Here is an 18,088-nt window from a genome sequence, read left to right as displayed (position 1 = left end):
GGGTCAGCGATCAAACGCATCCGGTTCGAAAGCATGGGCATCAAACTCGGCGAAGTCTCCATTTTCGGCCAGGGTGGCTGCCATCTCGAGGTCGGCCTTTAGGGCGTAGAACTGCCGCGCGCCGTCCTTCTCCATCAGCATCCTCACGCCGGCGCGCACGACTTCGCTCAGATTGGCGTAAGCGCCGGACTCGATCTGCGCCTGCACATATTTCTGCATCGGTTCGGTCAGGTGGACGTTTGGCATCAGACTCTCCTATCCATGCTCAATCGTATCAGATACTGACATAAATCTTCAAGGTCATGTTCGGTCCCAACATAGGCTCGTTGCTCCACCCCGTCCTTCTGCGCCCGGATTCCCGCCGGGGAACCAGGCGAGACAGTTTTCCGTTCTGCCATTCCCGAGACCATGAGCGCTGCGACTCGCCGTGTGACGGGCTCATGCGGCCTGTTCTTCCATGACCGCTTTCGTGGCCGCATTGAAATGCCATATTTGTATTTGGTTACAGATATTTGAGTGAAAGTTAACATGAAAGAGGTCCGCAATTTTGGCCACTTTCAAGACGCCGAAGCAGCCAGAACCGACGTCAGTTCTTGGAAGCCATCAAGCTAGACAAGCGAACAATCGCACGCAACCATCAATCAAATCTCCTTGCTATCATTAATGTTGTTTCGTATCGCTGCACCATTATAGATGGAGTCGGCATCATGAAGCACGTGATCCACGGCGTGGCAACAGCCACGGCAATAAGCATATCCGGACTAATGGCCTCGTCAGCTCCGGCTCAGGCCTATCAGGTGGATTGTGCGATCCTCCTCTGCCTTGCGGGCGGTTGGCCTGCCTCTGCGCCCTGCGCGCATGCCAGAGCGGTCTTCATTCGGCGGATCACGCCATGGCCGATCGAGCCGCCCTTACAAATCTGGCGGTGCCCAATGGGTGTGTCGTTCAAAGACCCCAGTCCAATGTCGCCTATGGAACGCCTTTATGACATCACGTTCCGCGATCCGCCCGAACCGCAGGAATCGACTCCTATGCCCCTTGTCCGCGTCCAAGCGGATGAACAAGCCGACATCGACATCTCGGGCGACGCCTTTGATTTCGTGCGCAGCATACGGGTCTATCACATCCAGTATCGCCAGCACGAAAACCGAGATGGCGACTGCAATCGCAGCGACTCGACGCGATTGGGGTCCTACGGCGTGCAGGGCGACTACCGATGGACAAGATCCACCGTGGGCCAGGTGCCAGCCGCATCTGGCCTGAGCATCCCGAATGGATGTGGCAGCTACTTTTACCGTTCCGTCTTCGTCGACTGGCGTGATCACGCCGGGAACTATGGTTCTGAAGAAGTTCGCTACTGACAAAATCTGCGCGCGGTTTTTACCGCGCGCGTCCTGACAACCCCGCACGGAAGGCTGTGCAAAACCCCCGAAAAGGAGACGACGCCAGACCGTGAAGCCTGACGCCGTGCTAGAAAACTCCGTGAACAAGAGTTTCCTAGCGCACCGCTAAAACACCTGCAACCAGCAAAGTTGTTTTGCTGGCAAGAATGTTGTTGTCTCACGACATGGCGTCGGATCTCCAAGGAGACCTCGACCATGGAACCTACGACCGGCCTGATCCTGCGACGGATCACGCAGACAAATCTCTCTGTTGCAGCGCACAAGCTTGCCACCCTCATCCTCGATGCCATCGCCTGGAAGGATGGCTACAACGGTTTGTCGCGCGGAACGGCAGCCTTCACCCTCTCGGCCCTGGCGGAGAAGATGGGTGTCTCACGGCAGTATCTTGCGGTTCTTCTGAGCGAACTTGAGGCTTCGGAGTTGCAGCTCGAGCGGGCGAAGCCGAATGGCAAGTTCGCGCCCTGGATCTTTCGGTTTTCCGCTTTCGACGAGGAGAGTGAAACCCATGATCTCGTGTCAGGTGAAGGCGACACATCACTATCTAGAGATAATAAAAACAAAACTATCTTCTCAGGGCTGATCGATATCACCACGAGTTCGAACGTTTTTCAGACAAGTTGGGCGGAGCTCATCAAAGCAGCGAAGGCCACGTTGCCCTGCTGGAACATCGACACCCAGGTCATCTGGGATCGCTTCCTTGCCTTCAACCGGTCCCGAGGCAACGGCAGGGTGCCGGCCGGCTTCCTGCTTGGCTTCATGCGCCGATGGCGAAATTCGTGGGGAACTCCAACTCGTCCCGCGGTCAAGCCGCCCGCGAGACCAATAACGGATCCCAAAGAGCGCGAATTGCTGAGACAGATGCAAGCCGCACCAACTGCGAACCGCCAGTTCCACGCGTCCGACTTGTGTCGCTTGATCGGACACGCTGCCTACGAAGCGCGGGTACTCGATGTGATCCGCAAGTTTGGGTGCCAGAGGTTTTCAGCAACCTTGGCGGTGCACGGACGAGCGGTGCTGGAAGGGGAGATATCCCGGTAGCTTCGCTTGCTCGGACTTGGAGTCCATGAAAGCCCCGCTACAGATGTCAAGTTCCGATAGTGAAGTTTATGTTAAATTTCGAAGAATTCAGCGCGTAGGGACTTATTATGCAGCCTAAAGTCGACATCAAACTGCATCGGATTGTTTCATCCGAGCAGACAAATGTTGCTGACTACATTTAGATCGTTCCGTTCCTCCATTAATCGTGAAGCATCTGATGTGATGTCAATTTCCAGGCCAGAGTCCTTTTCTTGCAGAATCGCTGGCTACCCGTCACGCGCCCACGCAATTGCGGACTCGGTATCGCTGGATTCGAACCACTGCAACTCGGAGCCCGTCAATAGGTTGACCACCCGTGCGCCCCATTCCATCCATCTGCGTTCTCCGACAACCGCTATGCGACCGAAATCGTTCGCGTGGGCGGTGTCGACCTTCAGATCTTCTAGCATCGCCGAAGGCTCTTCGTAGCCCTCGAAACTTGTAAGGTCGAGAACCAGACCCGGATTATCGGTTGTTCCAAGACGCTCATGAAGCAGCGCGTGCATTTACTTGAATTCTGTCTCCGTCAACTTGCCTTCGCAGACGAGCCCGATGACATCATCACGCTCGGTCAGCGTTTCCTTGAACATTGGTCTTCTCCTTTTCACTTGCGTTGCCGTGACCGTAGAGATCGGCGTTCTGATGAGCGCGATCCTCGTGCTCGAATTCGAGGCTGGAATGGCTGATGCCGAATTCTTCCTTCAGCCGCTCCTTGATCGCGCTCTTGATCTCTTCGATCTTCGACCATCCCTCGGCTGCCACGACGACATGACAGTCGAGCGCAGCCTCGTGCTCTTGCATTTGCCAGAGATGGACGTGGTGGACGTCGGCGACGCCTTCGACTTTCCGCATCGCTTCGACGACGGCCTCGTTGTCGATGTCCGGCGGGCTCCCGAGCATCAGGGTTCGGATTGGGCCGCCTATTTCAGTGAAAGACAGATACAGGATGTAGGTCGCGATGCCGATGGTGATGGCAGGATCGACCCAACGCATGTCGTAAAGGATGATCAGCGACCCAGCGACGATAACCGCGACCGAAGCAAGCGCATCCGAAAGGTTGTGGAGAAAAAGCGCACGGATGTTCACGCTCCCCTTCTGCATCGAATAGGTCAGCATTGCGGTCAGCGTGTCGACCACAAGCGCGATTCCACCGAGAATGACGACGGTCCACCCCATGACTTCGGGTGGATCAATCATGCGCATGCCACCTTCGTAGATCAGATAGAAGCCGATCACGATGAGGGTGGTGTAGTTGATCAGGGCCGCGACGATTTCGACCCGGCCATAGCCGAAGGTCATGCGCTCATCGGCCGGGCGGCGCGCGATCTTGCGTGCGGCAAAGGCAATGACAAGCGAGGCCATATCGGAAAAGTTGTGCAGCGCATCGGCGATCAGTGCCAGGCTGCCCGACAATATGCCCCCGACGATTTGCGCAACGGTAAGAAGCCCGTTCGCCCAGATCGCGATGGCAACCCGCCGATCGCCAGAATCCGGATCGATATGCGCGTGCCCGTGGTCATGTGGCATTGGCAGGCTCCTCATGCGCGTGTGTCGCGCGTCGGTCAGTCTTGAGGCGGTCGCTGCGGAAACCACGAACGCGCGCATTCATCCAGTGGCGTATGATATGACGGTAAAGGGCACCACGCAGCCATCCAAAGGATTGCTCATGGGAAAAATAGAAGGCGTCCGGCGTATCAAACACGCCGAAATCCTGCACGATGCCGGTTTTCTGAATGTAGGTATCTTCTCCGTTCCAGGCGACGGGAGGCGCGCCAAGGCAATCCGTGCCCGCGCCATAACCGCAGAGACTTTCTGTGTCCGAGAATGACGTTTGCAGGACATCGAGGAAAGCGTCATCCAGGATGAAGCCTTCAAGGTTGATCCAGGCACCTTGAAATTCGATCTCGACCCATGAGTGGAGAATTTCCTGCGGAGCAAGCGGATACACCAGCTCAGGGACAACACCGCGCTGCAAGCCTTTGTGGATCGTAAACCCATGCAACCGGCAACGAATGCCGACACCACGCAGCAGCGCCATCAAGAGCGTGCTTTTGGTATTGCACTGCCCATAGCCGTCGGAAAGCACTTCGGATGCGGGGATGTCGTCAGCTCGATTGTATCCGAACGCGATTTCATTCCGAACGAAATCATAGGCAGCTCCGATCCGATCGTATTCGGATAAGCCGCGCCAGCTGCGGTTCTCAATTAGACGCGCAAGAGGCGCGGCATCAAAATCCAGTAGTTTGGTGGGTACAAGTAGGGGGTCGATCATCTGCAACGGGTCGCTCCTCGAATCGTCTTGGAACAAGACTAATTGCTATAGTCACTATAGCTTCAATCCTTTCTTTCAGAAAGAATCTCCCGCAACTATTTGTCCGTGTGAACCGCTTTGTGGTGTTCGCCGTGTGCGTCGCGCAGGATGTCGATACCGCCCCAGGCCGCGATCCCGGCGACGATCACACCGACGACAAGGTCCGGCCAGTTGGTTCCTAGCCAAGCGACGAGGCCACCGGCCACGACGATCCCGAGGTTCGCGGCGAAATCGTTGTAACTGAAGGTGTTGGCCGCGCGGATATTGACGTTTGGATTTTTGAGCTTAGCGAGCAGCCAAACGCAGACTGCGTTGATAGCCGCCGCGATCAGGGCCATTGCAATCATGATCGTCCCGAGCGGATCTGACCCACCGATGTAGCGGCGCCACGCATCGTAGAGGATGCCTGCAGCGAACAGGATCAGCAGCCCGCCGGAAACGTTCGCCGCCCCGCGTTTCCATTTGGCGGATCGGGACAAAGCGAAAAGGCTGATCGCGTAGACGAAGCTGTCGGAGAGGTTATCGAGCCCGTTGGCGATCAGGGCACTTGAGTCGCCGAAGGCGCCTGTTGCGAAAAAAGCCACGGCCAAACCGATATTGAGCGCCAGAACGATCCAAAGCGTCCGTCTCTCCATTGAATCTTGTCTAGCGGCCATTTTGTGGTTCCAGCTTGTGTTGTACGACACATTAACTTCTGCGGCAGATCTGCGTTCCAGCCGGAATGTTGGCTGAATTCCTTCAGGCCCCGATTTCCTCGTGTTCGGTCAAGCATTCCGAATGGTCCCGCAACACCTCAAGCACCTTGCAATCTCCCGTCCGCCCGCCGCTGCATTCGTGAACCATGCGTTTCAGTTCCGTGCGCAGCGCCTTCAGGCGGGCCATGCGCTGCTCCACCTGTTTGAGCTGGCGACGCGCGATGGCATCAGCCTCATCACAGGGCCGGTTGGGATGGTCGCTGAGGTCGAGCAGCTCGCGGATCGCATCGAGCGAGAAACCGAGTTGTCGCGAATGGCGGATGAAGGACAGCCGGTCGAGCTGTGCATTGTCGTAGCGCCTCTGCCCGCCTTCGGTCCTGCCAGGTTCGGGCATGAGCCCAATCTGTTCGTAGTACCGGATGGTCTGCACCTTCGTGCCAGTCTTCTTTGACAGAGTACCGATCGTGAGCATTTTCGCCTCCATGAAAAAGATACAGTTTGTGTAGGTTTTGCCGTCGGAATAAACAAGTGTCGGTTTCACAGACGCGTGAGTTCAAGCTATACCATGATTTCGTGCTTGAACCTCTAGCGGCTAGAGGATGTATCCGCACTTGCAATAAGAATCAAAAACAGGCGAACAGGATTGTCCCTTACATCGGCACAGAAGTTTCTTTGGGTTTTGGCAGGCGTGGCAGCGCTTGCCTTCGTATGGCTCTTGCTATGGTCCGATTATCGTGCCGATAGCGCCCGAACTGACGCCGAGCCGCCTTTTTTCGCTGAGTTCGAACTGACGGACCACCAGGGTATGGTTCAAACCGAGGAGGACTTTGCGGGGCGCTGGATGCTGGTTTTTTTCGGCTTTACCAACTGCCCCGACGTCTGCCCGACGACCCTATCTGAGGTCGCGGCGGTGATGGACGGTCTGGGCGACGATGCCGCCAAGGTCCAGCCGATTTTCATCACCATCGACCCCGAACGGGACACGCCCGCCGCACTCGCCGAATACGTCCCGCTGTTCGATGCGGGCATCATCGGTCTGACCGGCACGCCGGAACAGATCGCCGCCACATCCGAGACGTTTCCGATCTTCTTTGAACGCGTCGAAGAGGCTGCGGCGCCGGATGGTTACACGATGGGCCACACGTCGCATTTGTTCCTCTTCGATCCCGACGCGGGCTTCGCCGACTCGTGGCCCTACGGCACCTCCGCCGAAGAGATACTCGCCGATCTGGAAGAGAGGTTCTGACCGACATGAACCGTATGTCCGGAGAAACAGCCCTCGGGCTGGCGTGGATCATCGCGCTCGTCGCCTCGCTTGCCGTGCTTTTTGTCGGCGAGGTGCTGGGGCAGACGCCCTGTGTGCTGTGCTGGTTCCAGCGCGCCTTCATGTTCCCCTTGGCCATTGTCCTCGGGCTCGGCCTTTGGTGGCGGGACGGCCGCGTGGGGCGCTACGGCATCGCATTGGCGCTTGGCGGCGGCGCAATCGCCCTCTGGCACATGGGGCTGTACGTCGGTCTTGTTCCCGAACGCGTCCAGCCCTGCACGGCCACCGGCCCCTCTTGCACCGATGACAACCAACTGGTCTTCGGCATCCCTATCCCGCTGATGGCGCTCGCCGCCTTCGCGCTGATCGGGGCGCTGTCGGCCCTTTCATTGAAGGACACACGAACATGAATCGACGCGGCCTGATCCTGTCCGTTCTTGCCCTCGGCGCCGCCGGTTTCGGCGGAGCCACCTGGTTTGCAATCCGCCCCGGCCCAGTGGCCGAAGCGGAGCCCGTTGCTCCGGAACTTGCGGAGGCGATGATCCGCCCCTACTCGCCCATCCTCGGGCCTGCGGATGCGCCCGTCACGATCGTCGAATTCTTCGATCCGGCCTGCGAGGCCTGTCGCGCCTTTCATCCCATCGTGAAGGACATCATGGCCGAGCATGGGGAAGCTGTCCGCGTCGTGATCCGCTACACGCCCTTCCACGGCGCGGCATCCGAGGAAGCCATCCGCGTGCTCGAAGCGGCGCGCATGCAGGACGTTTACGTGCCGGTGCTCGAGGCCGTTCTGCGGGAACAGCCGAGATGGGCGTCGCACGGTGCCCCGGCGCCTGGCCTGATCCTTCAGATCGCCGCCACGGCCGGACTCGATGCCGAAGCCGCGCGCACGCAAATGCTGGCACCCGGTGTCGTGGCGATCCTTAACCAGGATCGTGCTGACGTCGAGGCCGTGGGAATTCGCCAGACGCCCACATTCTTTGTGAACGGCAAGCCGCTCGATCCATTCGGGGAGGCAGAGTTGCGTCGTCTGGTGGCCGCCGAAGTCGCTGCCGCGCAAAGCTGAATGGAAAGGGCAGGATCAGAACGATGAAAAAGTATATTTTGACTGGCACACTGGCCGCGCTTTTGACCCTTGGAGGGCTCTCGGTGCCCGCGCTGGCCGGACCCGAGGATGTTGTCGTCGAGAACGCGTGGTCCCGCGCCTCCATCGGGATGAACCGTCCCGGGGCCGCTTACATGACGATCCGCAACACTGGCGACGAGCCGGTGACGCTGATCGGCCTTACAACACCGCTCGCGATGATGCCCGAAATCCACGAGACGAAGACCAATGCCGAAGGTGTGAGCTCCATGAGCCCGGCGGGGGAGATCGCGATCGCCCCGGGCGAGAGCGTCGCGCTCGAACCGGGGGGCCTGCACGCAATGCTGATGCGGCTACAAGAACCGATGACGGAAGGGGACACCTTTCCGCTGACCCTGCTTTTCGACGACGGAGGCGAAGTGACGGTCAAGGTGCCGATCCTCGGAATCGCCGCGCGGGGGCCAGAGGACTGATGCGGCGACGGGCGGTCCTGGGGTACGGCGCGGCTGGTGTCGGGGCGGTCGCCCTGATGCTCTTCGTCGGTTGGTGGCAGGTCGATGGACCCGGTGGACCCGAACCTGTCGGGCAGCGGCCTGTGGCCCTGACCGAGATGGATTTCCGTCTGACGGATCATGAGGGCAACGCGGTCGGGCCGGAAACCCTGATCGGTCGCCCGACGATGGCGTTCTTCGGCTTCACCTACTGTCCCGATGTCTGCCCGACCACGCTTTCTGACATTTCGGGATGGCTCGACGATCTGGGAGACGAGGCCGACGAGATGAACGTGGTTTTCATCACGGTCGATCCCGAGCGCGACACTGTCGAAACGATGGCCGAATATGTCGGCTACTTCCATCCGGCGATCCGCGGCTGGACGGGACCGGAAGAGCAGATAGCGCGCGTCGCGGACGGCTTCCGCGCCACCTACGAGCGAGTACCGGCGGAGAGCGGCGATTACACGATGAACCACACCGCGAGCGTCTTCCTGTTCGCAGCCTCTGGGCGATTCGTCACCATGATCGACTATCACGAGCCCAAAGAATTCGCGGTGCCGAAGATCCGCCGCGCGCTGGAAGAAGAAATGGAGGGGGCGACATGAGGCTCAGAACTTTGGCGGCTTGTGTCGCAATTGCGGGGACGGTTTCGGGAGCGGCTATCGCCATCTCTGATTCCATGTCGAAAGAACCCGTGCCGCCGGAACTTGCCCAGGCAGGTAGCTGGATGCCCCAAGGTCCTGAAGCCCCCCAGAACGTTGACATCCCCGTGACGCTGCCCGCGGCGGCATGGGCAGACGATGCACCCGACCTCAGCCCGCTGCCCCTTCTGCAGGCCGCGTTTGCCGACAGGCCGGTGCAAGCGATCGAGCCACCCCTGTCGACGTGGTCGCGCGACATTGCTCCGGGCGAAACGCTCGATTTCTTGCTGTCAGAGGCCGGTCTTGCGGCACCTGACAGAGCCGAAGTTGCCCTCGCGCTTGGTGCGGAATACGATCTGCGACGGCTGCGGCCGGGGCACTCGGTCACTGTCGCTTCGACCGTGGACGGCAGCCCCCGCACCGTCTCACTCGCCGTCGAGGACGGGGTTCGGATCGAGGTGGTTTTCGGCGAGCAGATGTCCACGCAGGTCGTGGCTCCGGATCCGGAAATCGTAACCCTTGCCGGCGAAGCCATGATCGACAGCTCGATCTTCGCGGCACTCGACGAAGCCGGCATACCCGCCCGTTTTTCCGTGGACCTTGCGCAGATGCTGGGTGGGACCGTGGATTTCCGCCGCGAGATGGCCGGTGGCGAAACACTAAGGCTTCTCTGGCGTGAGGCGCGGGTCGGAGAGGACAGGATCGGACAGCCCGAACTCGCCTTCGCCGCACTGGAGATCGGCGGTTCGCTTTACGAGATCGTATGGCCGGACGACGGCAGCGGTCAGGCGACGATCTACGTCGATGGCGAGGTGCTGCGCGTCTTCGCACAGCCGGTAGAGGGTGCGCGCCTCAGCTCGGTGTTCGGACGCCGCACGCATCCGGTCTTTGGCAACGTCCGGATGCACACCGGCGTCGATTTTGCAGCGGCACGTGGGACACCGGTTCAAGCGACGGCACCGGGGCGGGTCAATTTCATCGGCTGGCGCGGCGGATATGGTCGCGTGGTCGAAATCTTGCACGGCTCCGACACCATGACGCGCTACGCGCATCTGAGCGCCGTGCCGGAAGACTTGGCACAAGGCCAACGCGTTGCGGCGGGAGACGTGATCGGCCGCGTCGGCGCGACTGGCACGGCGACAGGTCCGAACCTGCACTATGAGGTGCTCGTGGATGGGCGCCCGACTGACCCCCTCTCTGACGACCGGCTCGCCGAAGCGGCCGAGAGCGATGCGGATGATACCGCCGCGCTCTCGCGTCTGGCCGAGGCGCGGGCGCTTCTGAATGAAAACCTCGGCAGCGAGATTGCCAAAACGACAACCGAAAGGCTCTGACCCATGAAACGCATGACACAAGTTCTTGCCATCACGCTCGCCCTGTTCCCAGCGGCCCAGGCCCTCGCAGAGGCAACGGCGATCGACGTCCGCAAGACCAACGGATGCGGCTGCTGCCTCTCGTGGATGAAACATCTCGAAGAGAACGGGTTTGTGCCGACCGGCCAGGACATGTTCGGCGGGCTTCTCGTGCGCTTCAAGCTAGACAACGGCGTGCCGCAGCGCATGGTCTCCTGCCACACCGCGCTCATTGACGGCTACGTGATCGAGGGCCATGTACCGGCCGCTGACATCCGCCGCCTTCTCGAGGAGCGCCCGGACGCCGTCGGCCTCGCTGTTCCGGGGATGCCCTATGGCTCGCCCGGCATGGGGCCAGAAGACGACCGCGAGGCCTATGATGTCTTCCTCATCCGCAAGGACGGGTCGACGGAAGTCTTTTCGAGCTACGCCGAAGGATAATCTGGCCCGCCCATGGAAAATCTGTCTCCGATAATGCTCGGCTTTCTCGGAAGTCTTGCCGCCGGATCGCTCACAGCAGTCGGAGCAGTTCCCGTGCTGTTCGGGCGCATCCCGTCTCGGGCCACACGCGATCTGTCGCTCGGCTTCGCTGCCGGTGTGATGCTCGCCGCTTCTTTCTTTTCGCTGATCATCCCGGCATTGGATGCGGCGGAGCCGATGTTCGAAAACGGCGCGATGCCTGCGGCCATCGTATGCGTTTCGATTCTTCTGGGCATGGGGGCTGTCGCCCTGATGAACGAAAAGCTGCCGCACGAGCACTTCAAGACGGGACGCGAAGGGCCCGAAGCGGCGTCTTTGCGGCGGGTCTGGCTGTTCATCATCGCAATCACGATCCACAACTTCCCCGAAGGCCTTGCGGTTGGGGTCGGCTTCGGATCCGGAGGTATGGAGGGCGGTCTGCCGCTCGCCATCGGCATCGGGCTTCAGAATGCGCCCGAAGGATTGGCCGTCGCTGTATCTCTGCTGGGCGAGGGATATCCGAAGCTGCGCGCCTGGGGCATCGCGGCGCTGACGGGCATGATCGAGCCGATTGGCGGTTTGCTCGGGGCCGGCATCATCACACTGTCGGAACCGCTGCTTCCATGGGGTCTGGCCTTTGCCGCGGGCGCAATGCTCTACGTCATTAGCCACGAAATCATCCCCGAAACCCATCGCAGCGGCCATCAGAACAGGGCGACGCTCGGTCTCGCAGTCGGGCTCGTTCTGATGCTGTTCCTTGATGTCTGGTTGGGATGAGGCAATGTCACTAAACAAGGTATCTCCGATGATCGGCGTCTTCGCAGCACTTGCTGCGTTCGCGATCGATCAGATCACCAAAGCCATTGTCGTTGCGAATGCCGTCACTTTAAGCGCCGGAATTCCCGTGTTTCCGGGATTCAACCTCGTCTTTTATCGTAATGACGGCGTGACTTTCGGGATGTTGGGCGGCGCGCCGTGGTGGAGCCTCATCGCTTTCGCTCTTGCCATCTGTGTTTGGCTGGGGGTTATGCTGTTTCGCGCCGACAATGCGGTGGAAACGCTTGCCTACGGTGCGATCATTGGCGGAGCCCTGGGCAATGTCATCGATCGTGTGCGGTATCGGGCTGTAACAGACTTTCTCGATTTCTACATTGGCACAACACATTGGCCTGCCTTCAACTTGGCCGATGTATTTGTCGTCAGTGGCGTGGGGCTCTTGCTCGCCGCGCCATGGATCAGCGCGCGGCGTTCGATCAAGTCGTGAAGCCGGAAATTCTGAACCGCATCGCTCTGCGCCACCGTTTGCTTTCGCGGATGACGCTTGGTTTCGCCGCCGGGGCGATGACCGTTCTGACTTTCCCGCCTCTTTCGATTCTCCTGCTCGTTCCCGTTGCCTATTCCGCGTTGTTTGTCGGGCTTCGCGATCTCTCCTTCGGGCGCGCTTTCCTCGTCGGCTGGGCGTTTGGTCTCGGCCAGTTCGGTTTCGGGATTTGGTGGATCGCGGAAAGTTTCTACGTCGAGGCCGAGCGGTTTGGGACGATGGCGATTCCGGCGGTCGCGGGATTGTCCGCAGGTCTCGCGATTTTCCCAGCCATTGCCGCTGCGCTTTTTGCCGAAATCGCGCGGCGCGGAGCCATGGGCAGTCTCTTGGCCTGCCTCCTGTTCGCGACCTCCTGGACCGTGGCCGAGTGGTTGCGTGGTCACGTTCTGACAGGGTTTCCCTGGAACCTGGCCGGTTACGCACTTGTAGACTACGCCGCCCTTCGCCAGACCGCCGCCTGGGTCGGAAGCTATGGGCTAAGCTTTCTCACCGTGTTCGTCGCGGTACTCCCTGGCGCGGCTGCTATGGCGTCCGGGCGGCAACGATTGACCATCTCGCTCATGGCGCTGGCCGGAATCGCGACGATGTGGGCTGTCGGCACGCTGCGCCTCCAGTCGGATGCACAACAGCCACCCGGTGTCGACCTGCGCATCGTCCAGGGCAACATTCCACAAGAGGAGAAATGGGCTCCCGAGAACCGCGAGGCGACCTTCGCGCGCTATCTTGAGCTTTCAACCCGGCCCGGCGATTTCGACGTGCTTCTCTGGCCGGAAACCGCCTTTCCGGGTTTCCTCGATGAGGATACGGAGGCACGGGCCCGCATTGCCGCAGCGCTACCAGACGGCAGAGTGCTGCTTACCGGTGTGCCGGACCGTGTACCGAGCGAGGATGGCACCCGATATTTCAACACGGTCCAGGCATTTGACGAGACCGGCGAGATCCTGACCGGATACGCGAAACACCATCTCGTGCCCTTCGGCGAATATGTGCCATTCCGCGGCTGGTTGCCCATCGAGCGGCTCACGGCGGGTCTGGGCGATTTTACGCCCGGACCGGGCCCGAGAACGCTTGCGCTTCCGGGTGTGCCGCTGGTCGCCGTGGCGATCTGCTATGAGATCATCTTCCCAGGGCATGTGGTCGACGACCTGTTCCGGCCGGACTGGATTTTCAACGCGACAAACGATGCCTGGTTTGGCACCAGCATCGGACCCGAGCAGCATCTGGCTTCCGCACGTATGCGCGCCGTAGAGGAAGGCCTTCCAGTCATCCGAGCCGCGAATACGGGCATCTCTGCGGTCATCGACGCGAGCGGAGAGATCGTTGCGCGGCTCGATACCGGCGAAACGGGCATCATCGACGCTAGCCTGCCCTCCGCGCGACCGCCGACACTCTACGCGAGCTTCGGGGACTGGATGCTGTTGGCGCTCATCTTGGCTTCGTGGAGCTGGGCAATGGCGCCAATGCGACGGCTCACTACCGCCGCATGAGAAAGACCGTCATGCAAAGATGTGGATAGGTGTCCCGTCCTTCACCATTGCATAGATGTCCTCGATCTCCCGATCCGTGACCGCGATGCAGCCAGCTGTCCAGTCGCGGACATTTGTCGGGTCGATGCCGGGGCGTGGGCCACCATGGATGAAGATGTCGCCGCCGGGGGAAAGGCCCTGCGCTTCGGCAAAGGCGATGTCGGCCTCGTTCGGATAAGAGATGCCAATCGAAAGATGGTAGGTGCTGTTGGGGTTTCGCCTGTCGATTGTGTAAACTCCTTCCGGAGTCCGGCCATCCCCCTCGAATTGTTTGTGACCCTCAGGAGCGAAACCCAGCCCGACCGGATAGGTTTGCAAGACGCGATCGGCTCCGTCGAGAACAAGCAAGCGCTGTCCCTTGTAAAGCCGAACACGGGTGACTTCGGGTCCGTCATAGCTGCGGAACTTGCTGGCACACCCGGACAGAAACGCTACCAGCCCGCCCAACAGGACGGCGCGGCGGGGAAATCGGATGGTTTTCACTGCTCGATGCCTCTTTCGTGAGGTCTGTTATGGACATTACGTTACCTTGCAAATGCTGCGTGATCAATGTCCGTGGGCAAGCGCGGCCTTTGCCATCTGTGGGCCAACCTGCTCACCGCCGGACGGCGGCGCCTTGGCCTCTTGGCTGTTCAGCAGGCGCAGGGCATTGGCCACCACCAGCAATGACACTCCTACGTCGGCTGCAATCGCGCCCCACATCGATGCCAGTCCGAACGCGGTAGCGACAACGAAAACGCCCTTGGTCGCCAAGGAAATACCGATGTTCTGATGAATGATCGACATTGTCCGGCGCGAATGACCGATCAGCCAAGGCACCTTGCCGAGATCGTCGGTCATCAGGGCTATATCCGCCGTCTCGATTGCCGCGTCCGAACCAACGGCACCCATTGCGATGGCGTAATGCGCGCGCGCCATGGCCGGGGCGTCGTTGACCCCGTCGCCGATCATGGCCACCATGTCATGCGTTTCGACCAGTTCTTCGATGGCAGTCACCTTGTCTTCGGGCAGAAGCTCGGCACGGACCTCGTCGATGCCGACCTCGGCTGCAACAGCGCGCGCTGTCCGCTCGTTATCACCGGTCAGCATGACGATGGTCTTCACACCCTGCGCGTGAAGCTGCGCCACGATGCCTTTGGCATCCGGGCGGATACGGTCGCGCAATTCCAAGATGCCGGTGACACCGGTGTCGTCGCCCACGGCAACAAGGGTGCTGCCAGCCCCTTCGATGCGGTCGCGCAAATCCTTCGGAATGGCGTCGCCGAAACCCTTCTCCTCGGCAAACCGGTCCGACCCCAGCCAGATCGACCGGCCGTCTGTGCGTCCTTCAAGTCCCCTGCCCGGAACGGTTCGGGTATCTTCCGCGGCGGATACCTTGATGCCGTCGGCTTCTGCCCGCGCAAGAATGGCGCGCGCCAAGGGATGCGAGGAACGTGCCTCCAGCCCAGCGGCGAGGGTCATCAGATCTTGCGCCGATGCTTTGCCCAGCGGATGCACCGCCGCCACCTCGGGCTCGCCCATGGTGATCGTGCCGGTCTTGTCCATGGCCAGTGCAGTGGTCTTGCCCGGTGCCTCAACATATGCACCGCCCTTGATCAGCACCCCGGCCCGCGCTGAGGCGGTGAGTGCAGCGACGATGGAGACCGGTGTCGAGATGACCAGAGCGCATGGGCAAGCGATCACCAGCAGCACGAGTGCATTGTAGAACCAATAATCCCAGGCCCCCCCGAAAATGAGCGGCGGCAGCAGGGCAATTGCAATGGCGAGAGCCATGACGATAGGCGTATAGATGCGGGCGAATTTCGCCACCCACTGCTCCACCGGCGCGCGGCGGGCATGGGCGTCGCCGACCATGCGGATAATCTTGGCCAACACGGTGTCCGAGGCGGCCTTCGTGGCGCGCACCGTCAGTGTGCCTTCGCCGTTGATCGTACCGGCATAGACTTCGTCGCCCCGTTCCTTTGGGACCAGCGCACTCTCTCCGGTGATCGGCGCCTGATCGACGGCCCCTGCCCCATCGACAACCTCACCATCCAATGGGATGCGGTCTCCGCCGCGCACGATGAAACGTGCGTTGATAGCAACCGCAGAAGCCGGAACGTCCGCTTCCGAGCCGTCATCATGAAGAACTCTTGCCGTCGGCGGCGCGAGGTCGAGCAGAGCTGAAACCGCATTCCTCGCACGCCCGACGCTCCAGCTTTCGAGGTAGAGCGAGAGCGAAAAGAAGAACGCGACTGTCGCCGCCTCGAAAAATTCGCCAAGCCCGATGGCACCGGCCACGGCGACCACCATGAGCAGGTTCATGTCGGGCGACAGCCGCCGAGCGGACGACCATGCCTTGGGTGCCACGAGCCAGACACCGAACAGGATCGCAACCGCGAACAGCCCTGCCTCGACCAGTGGCATCGGCGCTTCGCCGTGACCCGCGAAGAGGCCGAGCGCCCCGCCCATGCCGGTCTCGATGATGTGCCACAGAAATCCCGCGGCCCAGAAGCCTCCACTGAGCGCCGTAAACAGCCGCTGTCTTGCAAGATGGGCCGCCTGGTCGACCGACGCGTTCTCGGCATCCCAAGGCTTGGCGGTCATGCCGGTGCTTGCGACCAGTTCTGCAATTTCGCCGTCCGATAAACTCTTGGCGCTGTCGAGAATAGTCATCCGCCCATTGATCACGTCGAACGCGAGATGCTCGGCCCCGCCGATCTTCGGGCCGACCACCTTGTTCAGGATTGCTACCTCCTCGGCGCAATCGAGGCCGGACACCTGAAAACTGCGCCCGCCCGCTGGCGCGGGGGTCGCCGGAACGATGTCGCCGCACGTTCCGGCGCTCCCGCAGCAGCTGCCGCCGCTTGTCTGGGCATCTTCGGCGTGATCGTGGTCGTGACGATGGGTGTCGGGCGGCATGAATGGACCTCTGGATTCGGGTGCTTTACCATGACATAGCCCCTACAGTAGCTAGAGCTTCAAGAGCAAAATACGGTGGTATTTCAGTTTGTTTTATTGCTAGAGGATGCGGCGACCGGCTCCATCACGCCTTGAGGCATGAAAAGCCGATGCAAAGAAAAACAGACACGAAAGGAAGCTTGATGCGGGTTTTGATGCTGAAGCAAAAAATAATTGTTGCAGTGGCGCTGTCTCTTACGGCCGGGTGCGCAATCCAGCCGACTGGACCGGGCGACTCGGCAGACCGGCGGGGCAAAGTTCCCGAAGCCGTGATTGCAATGGCTGCCCCGGATCAGGATGTTGCAACCGCGCGCTTGGTGCCCGAGGACGGGTGCTACTGGTACAAACACAGCGGCCCCGTAGAAACAACCTTGCTGCCGCTGCGCACGGCGAACGGCAATCGTATCTGCACCCCTCGCGAAACTTAATTGCGTTTGCCGTCCGCTGCTTGGCTTAGCTGCGGGCAGTCACGCTGTCCTCCGCCGAGTAAAGATAGGCGGTAGAGCCGGTCTCGACGTTCGGGTAAAGATCATTGATATGAGCCATGACCATCCGTACGCAGCCCGAACTTGCGCGGCCACCGATACTCCGTGGGCTCGGAGTGCCATGGATGCGCAAAAGGGTATCGCGATCCCCGACGTAGAGATACAGCGCCCTCGATCCAAGCGCGTTTTCCGGTCCCGGTTCCATGCCATCGGCAATGTCAGCATAAAGTTCGGGGTCGCGATTGATCATGCTCTGTGTCGGTTGCCAGTGCGGCCACCTGACCTTGCGCTTGATGGTATAGACACCCGGCTCGTAGAGGTTCCCCCGCGCGATGGCCACGCCGTAGCGCATCGCGGTTCCACCCTCTTCAATGTGGTAAAGATATCGTGCGACCGCGTCGACATGGATATCTCCCGGCACGAGACCGGCCTTCGCGACCACACGTTGCGGTAGGAACCGCGGGTGCAATCCCCATGGGTTGGAAGTCTCGGCAACATAACCCTGAGGCGTCACCTGTGCGTCCCATTCAGCCTTCTGAGCCTCGGTGGGCCAAGTGTCGGCAAAAGCCATACCGGGACCGGTCACCGAAAAAAGCGCCGTTGTTGTCTGAATGAAGTGTCGTCTTGTCAGCATTTCGTACCCTTTCGGTTCTCACCGGCGATTGATGGCAAGAACGGTATGTGTTCTCCTTGAACAGATAGGACTTCTAGTGGCTAGAGGTTCAAGGGCAAATTTTCGTAAGTAGACATGCGATCCTTGCAGTTTCCAGTTTGCTAGGGAGGAGAAAACTGCTCGCACAATACCTGGTCCGAAGTTGCGCAGCGACAATTCGTTAAGTCGCAGATTGTCTGGAAATTTAGGCACAGCGGCTTCGATATCGCGACCATGAGATCGGGAACGTCACGGCACAGGGAACTTGCGCCACTCGCAAATGCTACGATGCCATCTCTGGCTCCGGCTCTCATTCCGTTATTTCGCCCCGTTACAACCTTCACCCACTGGAGCTTCAAGCGATCAATTGTCACAAAAACGTGA

The 18,088-nt window shown here is 60.2% G+C and carries 22 protein-coding genes and 1 pseudogene; 14 read left to right on the top strand and 9 right to left on the bottom strand.

All coding sequences use genetic code 11. The features are described from left to right. Positions 1-3 precede the first annotated feature (3 nt). Complete coding sequence (locus PARN5_RS0120935) at positions 4-246, bottom strand: type II toxin-antitoxin system ParD family antitoxin (RefSeq protein ID WP_018001728.1); 243 nt, start codon at positions 244-246, stop codon at positions 4-6. Between the two features lie 461 nt (positions 247-707). On the opposite strand from PARN5_RS0120935, the gene PARN5_RS0120930 reads away from it, so the two are divergent. Continuing rightward, on the top strand, positions 708-1,361 hold the full coding sequence (locus PARN5_RS0120930) for a hypothetical protein (RefSeq protein WP_076367358.1): 654 nt from the start codon (positions 708-710) through the stop codon (positions 1,359-1,361). A gap of 237 nt (positions 1,362-1,598) precedes the next feature. Continuing rightward, positions 1,599-2,441, top strand: a complete 843-nt coding sequence (locus PARN5_RS0120925) for a hypothetical protein (protein ID WP_008336115.1) — start codon at positions 1,599-1,601, stop codon at positions 2,439-2,441. 266 nt (positions 2,442-2,707) lie between these two features. Here the strand turns inward: PARN5_RS0120925 and PARN5_RS22740 are convergent, their stop codons facing one another. The 5 genes from PARN5_RS22740 to PARN5_RS0120900 all read right to left on the bottom strand — a co-directional run bounded on the left by PARN5_RS22740 (position 2,708) and on the right by PARN5_RS0120900 (position 5,958). Beyond that, positions 2,708-2,986, bottom strand: a complete 279-nt coding sequence (locus PARN5_RS22740; RefSeq protein ID WP_018001726.1) for an STAS/SEC14 domain-containing protein — start codon at positions 2,984-2,986, stop codon at positions 2,708-2,710. A 55-nt stretch (positions 2,987-3,041) separates the two neighbouring features. Then, complete coding sequence (locus tag PARN5_RS0120915) at positions 3,042-4,007, bottom strand: cation diffusion facilitator family transporter (RefSeq protein ID WP_010138164.1); 966 nt, start codon at positions 4,005-4,007, stop codon at positions 3,042-3,044. After that, positions 3,997-4,752, bottom strand: coding sequence for a transglutaminase family protein (locus tag PARN5_RS0120910; protein ID WP_026155634.1), 756 nt, complete (start codon positions 4,750-4,752; stop codon positions 3,997-3,999). Before PARN5_RS0120910 ends, PARN5_RS0120915 begins: the two co-directional genes overlap by 11 nt. Before the next feature lie 95 nt (positions 4,753-4,847). Further along, a complete protein-coding gene (locus PARN5_RS0120905) occupies positions 4,848-5,426 on the bottom strand; it encodes a cation transporter (protein ID WP_009573601.1) in 579 nt (192 codons plus the stop codon). Positions 5,427-5,529: 103 nt separating this feature from the next. Continuing rightward, positions 5,530-5,958, bottom strand: coding sequence for a helix-turn-helix domain-containing protein (locus PARN5_RS0120900; protein WP_013959865.1), 429 nt, complete (start codon positions 5,956-5,958; stop codon positions 5,530-5,532). 207 nt (positions 5,959-6,165) lie between these two features. Here PARN5_RS0120900 and PARN5_RS0120895 point away from each other — a divergent pair, with 207 nt between their 5' ends. Genes PARN5_RS0120895 through lnt form a run of 10 tightly spaced genes read left to right on the top strand, consistent with a single transcriptional unit; the run spans position 6,166 to position 13,588 of the window. Then, positions 6,166-6,732, top strand: a complete 567-nt coding sequence (locus tag PARN5_RS0120895) for an SCO family protein (protein WP_026155633.1) — start codon at positions 6,166-6,168, stop codon at positions 6,730-6,732. 5 nt (positions 6,733-6,737) lie between these two features. Then, positions 6,738-7,160: a disulfide bond formation protein B gene (locus PARN5_RS0120890; protein WP_018001722.1), complete on the top strand. Its 423-nt coding sequence runs from the start codon at positions 6,738-6,740 to the stop codon at positions 7,158-7,160. After that, positions 7,157-7,816: a thioredoxin domain-containing protein gene (locus PARN5_RS0120885; RefSeq protein WP_018001721.1), complete on the top strand. Its 660-nt coding sequence runs from the start codon at positions 7,157-7,159 to the stop codon at positions 7,814-7,816. Before PARN5_RS0120890 ends, PARN5_RS0120885 begins: the two co-directional genes overlap by 4 nt. Positions 7,817-7,839: 23 nt before the next feature. Next, entirely contained in the window at positions 7,840-8,307 is a 468-nt protein-coding gene (locus PARN5_RS0120880; RefSeq protein ID WP_018001720.1) for a copper chaperone PCu(A)C, read from the top strand. Next, positions 8,307-8,933, top strand: a complete 627-nt coding sequence (locus PARN5_RS0120875) for an SCO family protein (protein WP_026155632.1) — start codon at positions 8,307-8,309, stop codon at positions 8,931-8,933. The genes PARN5_RS0120880 and PARN5_RS0120875 overlap by 1 nt, the downstream gene beginning before the upstream one ends. Further along, entirely contained in the window at positions 8,930-10,303 is a 1,374-nt protein-coding gene (locus tag PARN5_RS0120870) for a M23 family metallopeptidase (protein ID WP_026155631.1), read from the top strand. Before PARN5_RS0120875 ends, PARN5_RS0120870 begins: the two co-directional genes overlap by 4 nt. Positions 10,304-10,306: 3 nt before the next feature. After that, positions 10,307-10,762, top strand: coding sequence for a DUF411 domain-containing protein (locus PARN5_RS0120865; RefSeq protein ID WP_018001717.1), 456 nt, complete (start codon positions 10,307-10,309; stop codon positions 10,760-10,762). Between the two features lie 12 nt (positions 10,763-10,774). Continuing rightward, positions 10,775-11,557, top strand: a complete 783-nt coding sequence (locus tag PARN5_RS0120860) for a ZIP family metal transporter (RefSeq protein ID WP_026155630.1) — start codon at positions 10,775-10,777, stop codon at positions 11,555-11,557. Between the two features lie 28 nt (positions 11,558-11,585). After that, positions 11,586-12,044, top strand: a complete 459-nt coding sequence (gene lspA / locus PARN5_RS0120855) for a signal peptidase II (RefSeq protein WP_018001715.1) — start codon at positions 11,586-11,588, stop codon at positions 12,042-12,044. Continuing rightward, positions 12,011-13,588, top strand: coding sequence for an apolipoprotein N-acyltransferase (gene lnt / locus PARN5_RS0120850; RefSeq protein WP_018001714.1), 1,578 nt, complete (start codon positions 12,011-12,013; stop codon positions 13,586-13,588). The genes lspA and lnt overlap by 34 nt, the downstream gene beginning before the upstream one ends. A gap of 9 nt (positions 13,589-13,597) precedes the next feature. On the opposite strand, the gene PARN5_RS0120845 is transcribed toward lnt, so the two are convergent. Both PARN5_RS0120845 and PARN5_RS0120840 read right to left on the bottom strand, forming a co-directional pair. Next, a complete protein-coding gene (locus tag PARN5_RS0120845) occupies positions 13,598-14,110 on the bottom strand; it encodes a L,D-transpeptidase family protein (RefSeq protein WP_018001713.1) in 513 nt (170 codons plus the stop codon). 63 nt (positions 14,111-14,173) lie between these two features. Next, positions 14,174-16,528: a cation-translocating P-type ATPase gene (locus PARN5_RS0120840; RefSeq protein ID WP_018001712.1), complete on the bottom strand. Its 2,355-nt coding sequence runs from the start codon at positions 16,526-16,528 to the stop codon at positions 14,174-14,176. A gap of 182 nt (positions 16,529-16,710) precedes the next feature. On the opposite strand from PARN5_RS0120840, the gene PARN5_RS23765 reads away from it, so the two are divergent. Then, complete coding sequence (locus PARN5_RS23765) at positions 16,711-16,995, top strand: hypothetical protein (RefSeq protein WP_038068706.1); 285 nt, start codon at positions 16,711-16,713, stop codon at positions 16,993-16,995. 25 nt (positions 16,996-17,020) lie between these two features. Here PARN5_RS23765 and PARN5_RS0120835 read toward each other — a convergent pair whose 3' ends face one another. Next, entirely contained in the window at positions 17,021-17,686 is a 666-nt protein-coding gene (locus PARN5_RS0120835; protein ID WP_026155629.1) for a L,D-transpeptidase, read from the bottom strand. A 248-nt stretch (positions 17,687-17,934) separates the two neighbouring features. Here PARN5_RS0120835 and PARN5_RS25035 point away from each other — a divergent pair. Then, a pseudogene (locus PARN5_RS25035) lies at positions 17,935-18,042 on the top strand (IS5/IS1182 family transposase); the annotation flags it as partial. Between the last annotated feature and the right edge of the window lie 46 nt (positions 18,043-18,088).

Source organism: Paracoccus sp. N5, assembly GCF_000371965.1.
Taxonomy (GTDB): Bacteria; Pseudomonadota; Alphaproteobacteria; order Rhodobacterales; family Rhodobacteraceae; genus Paracoccus.
Note: the sequence above shows the minus strand (reverse complement) of the source record. Positions and strands in the feature narration are given on the sequence as shown.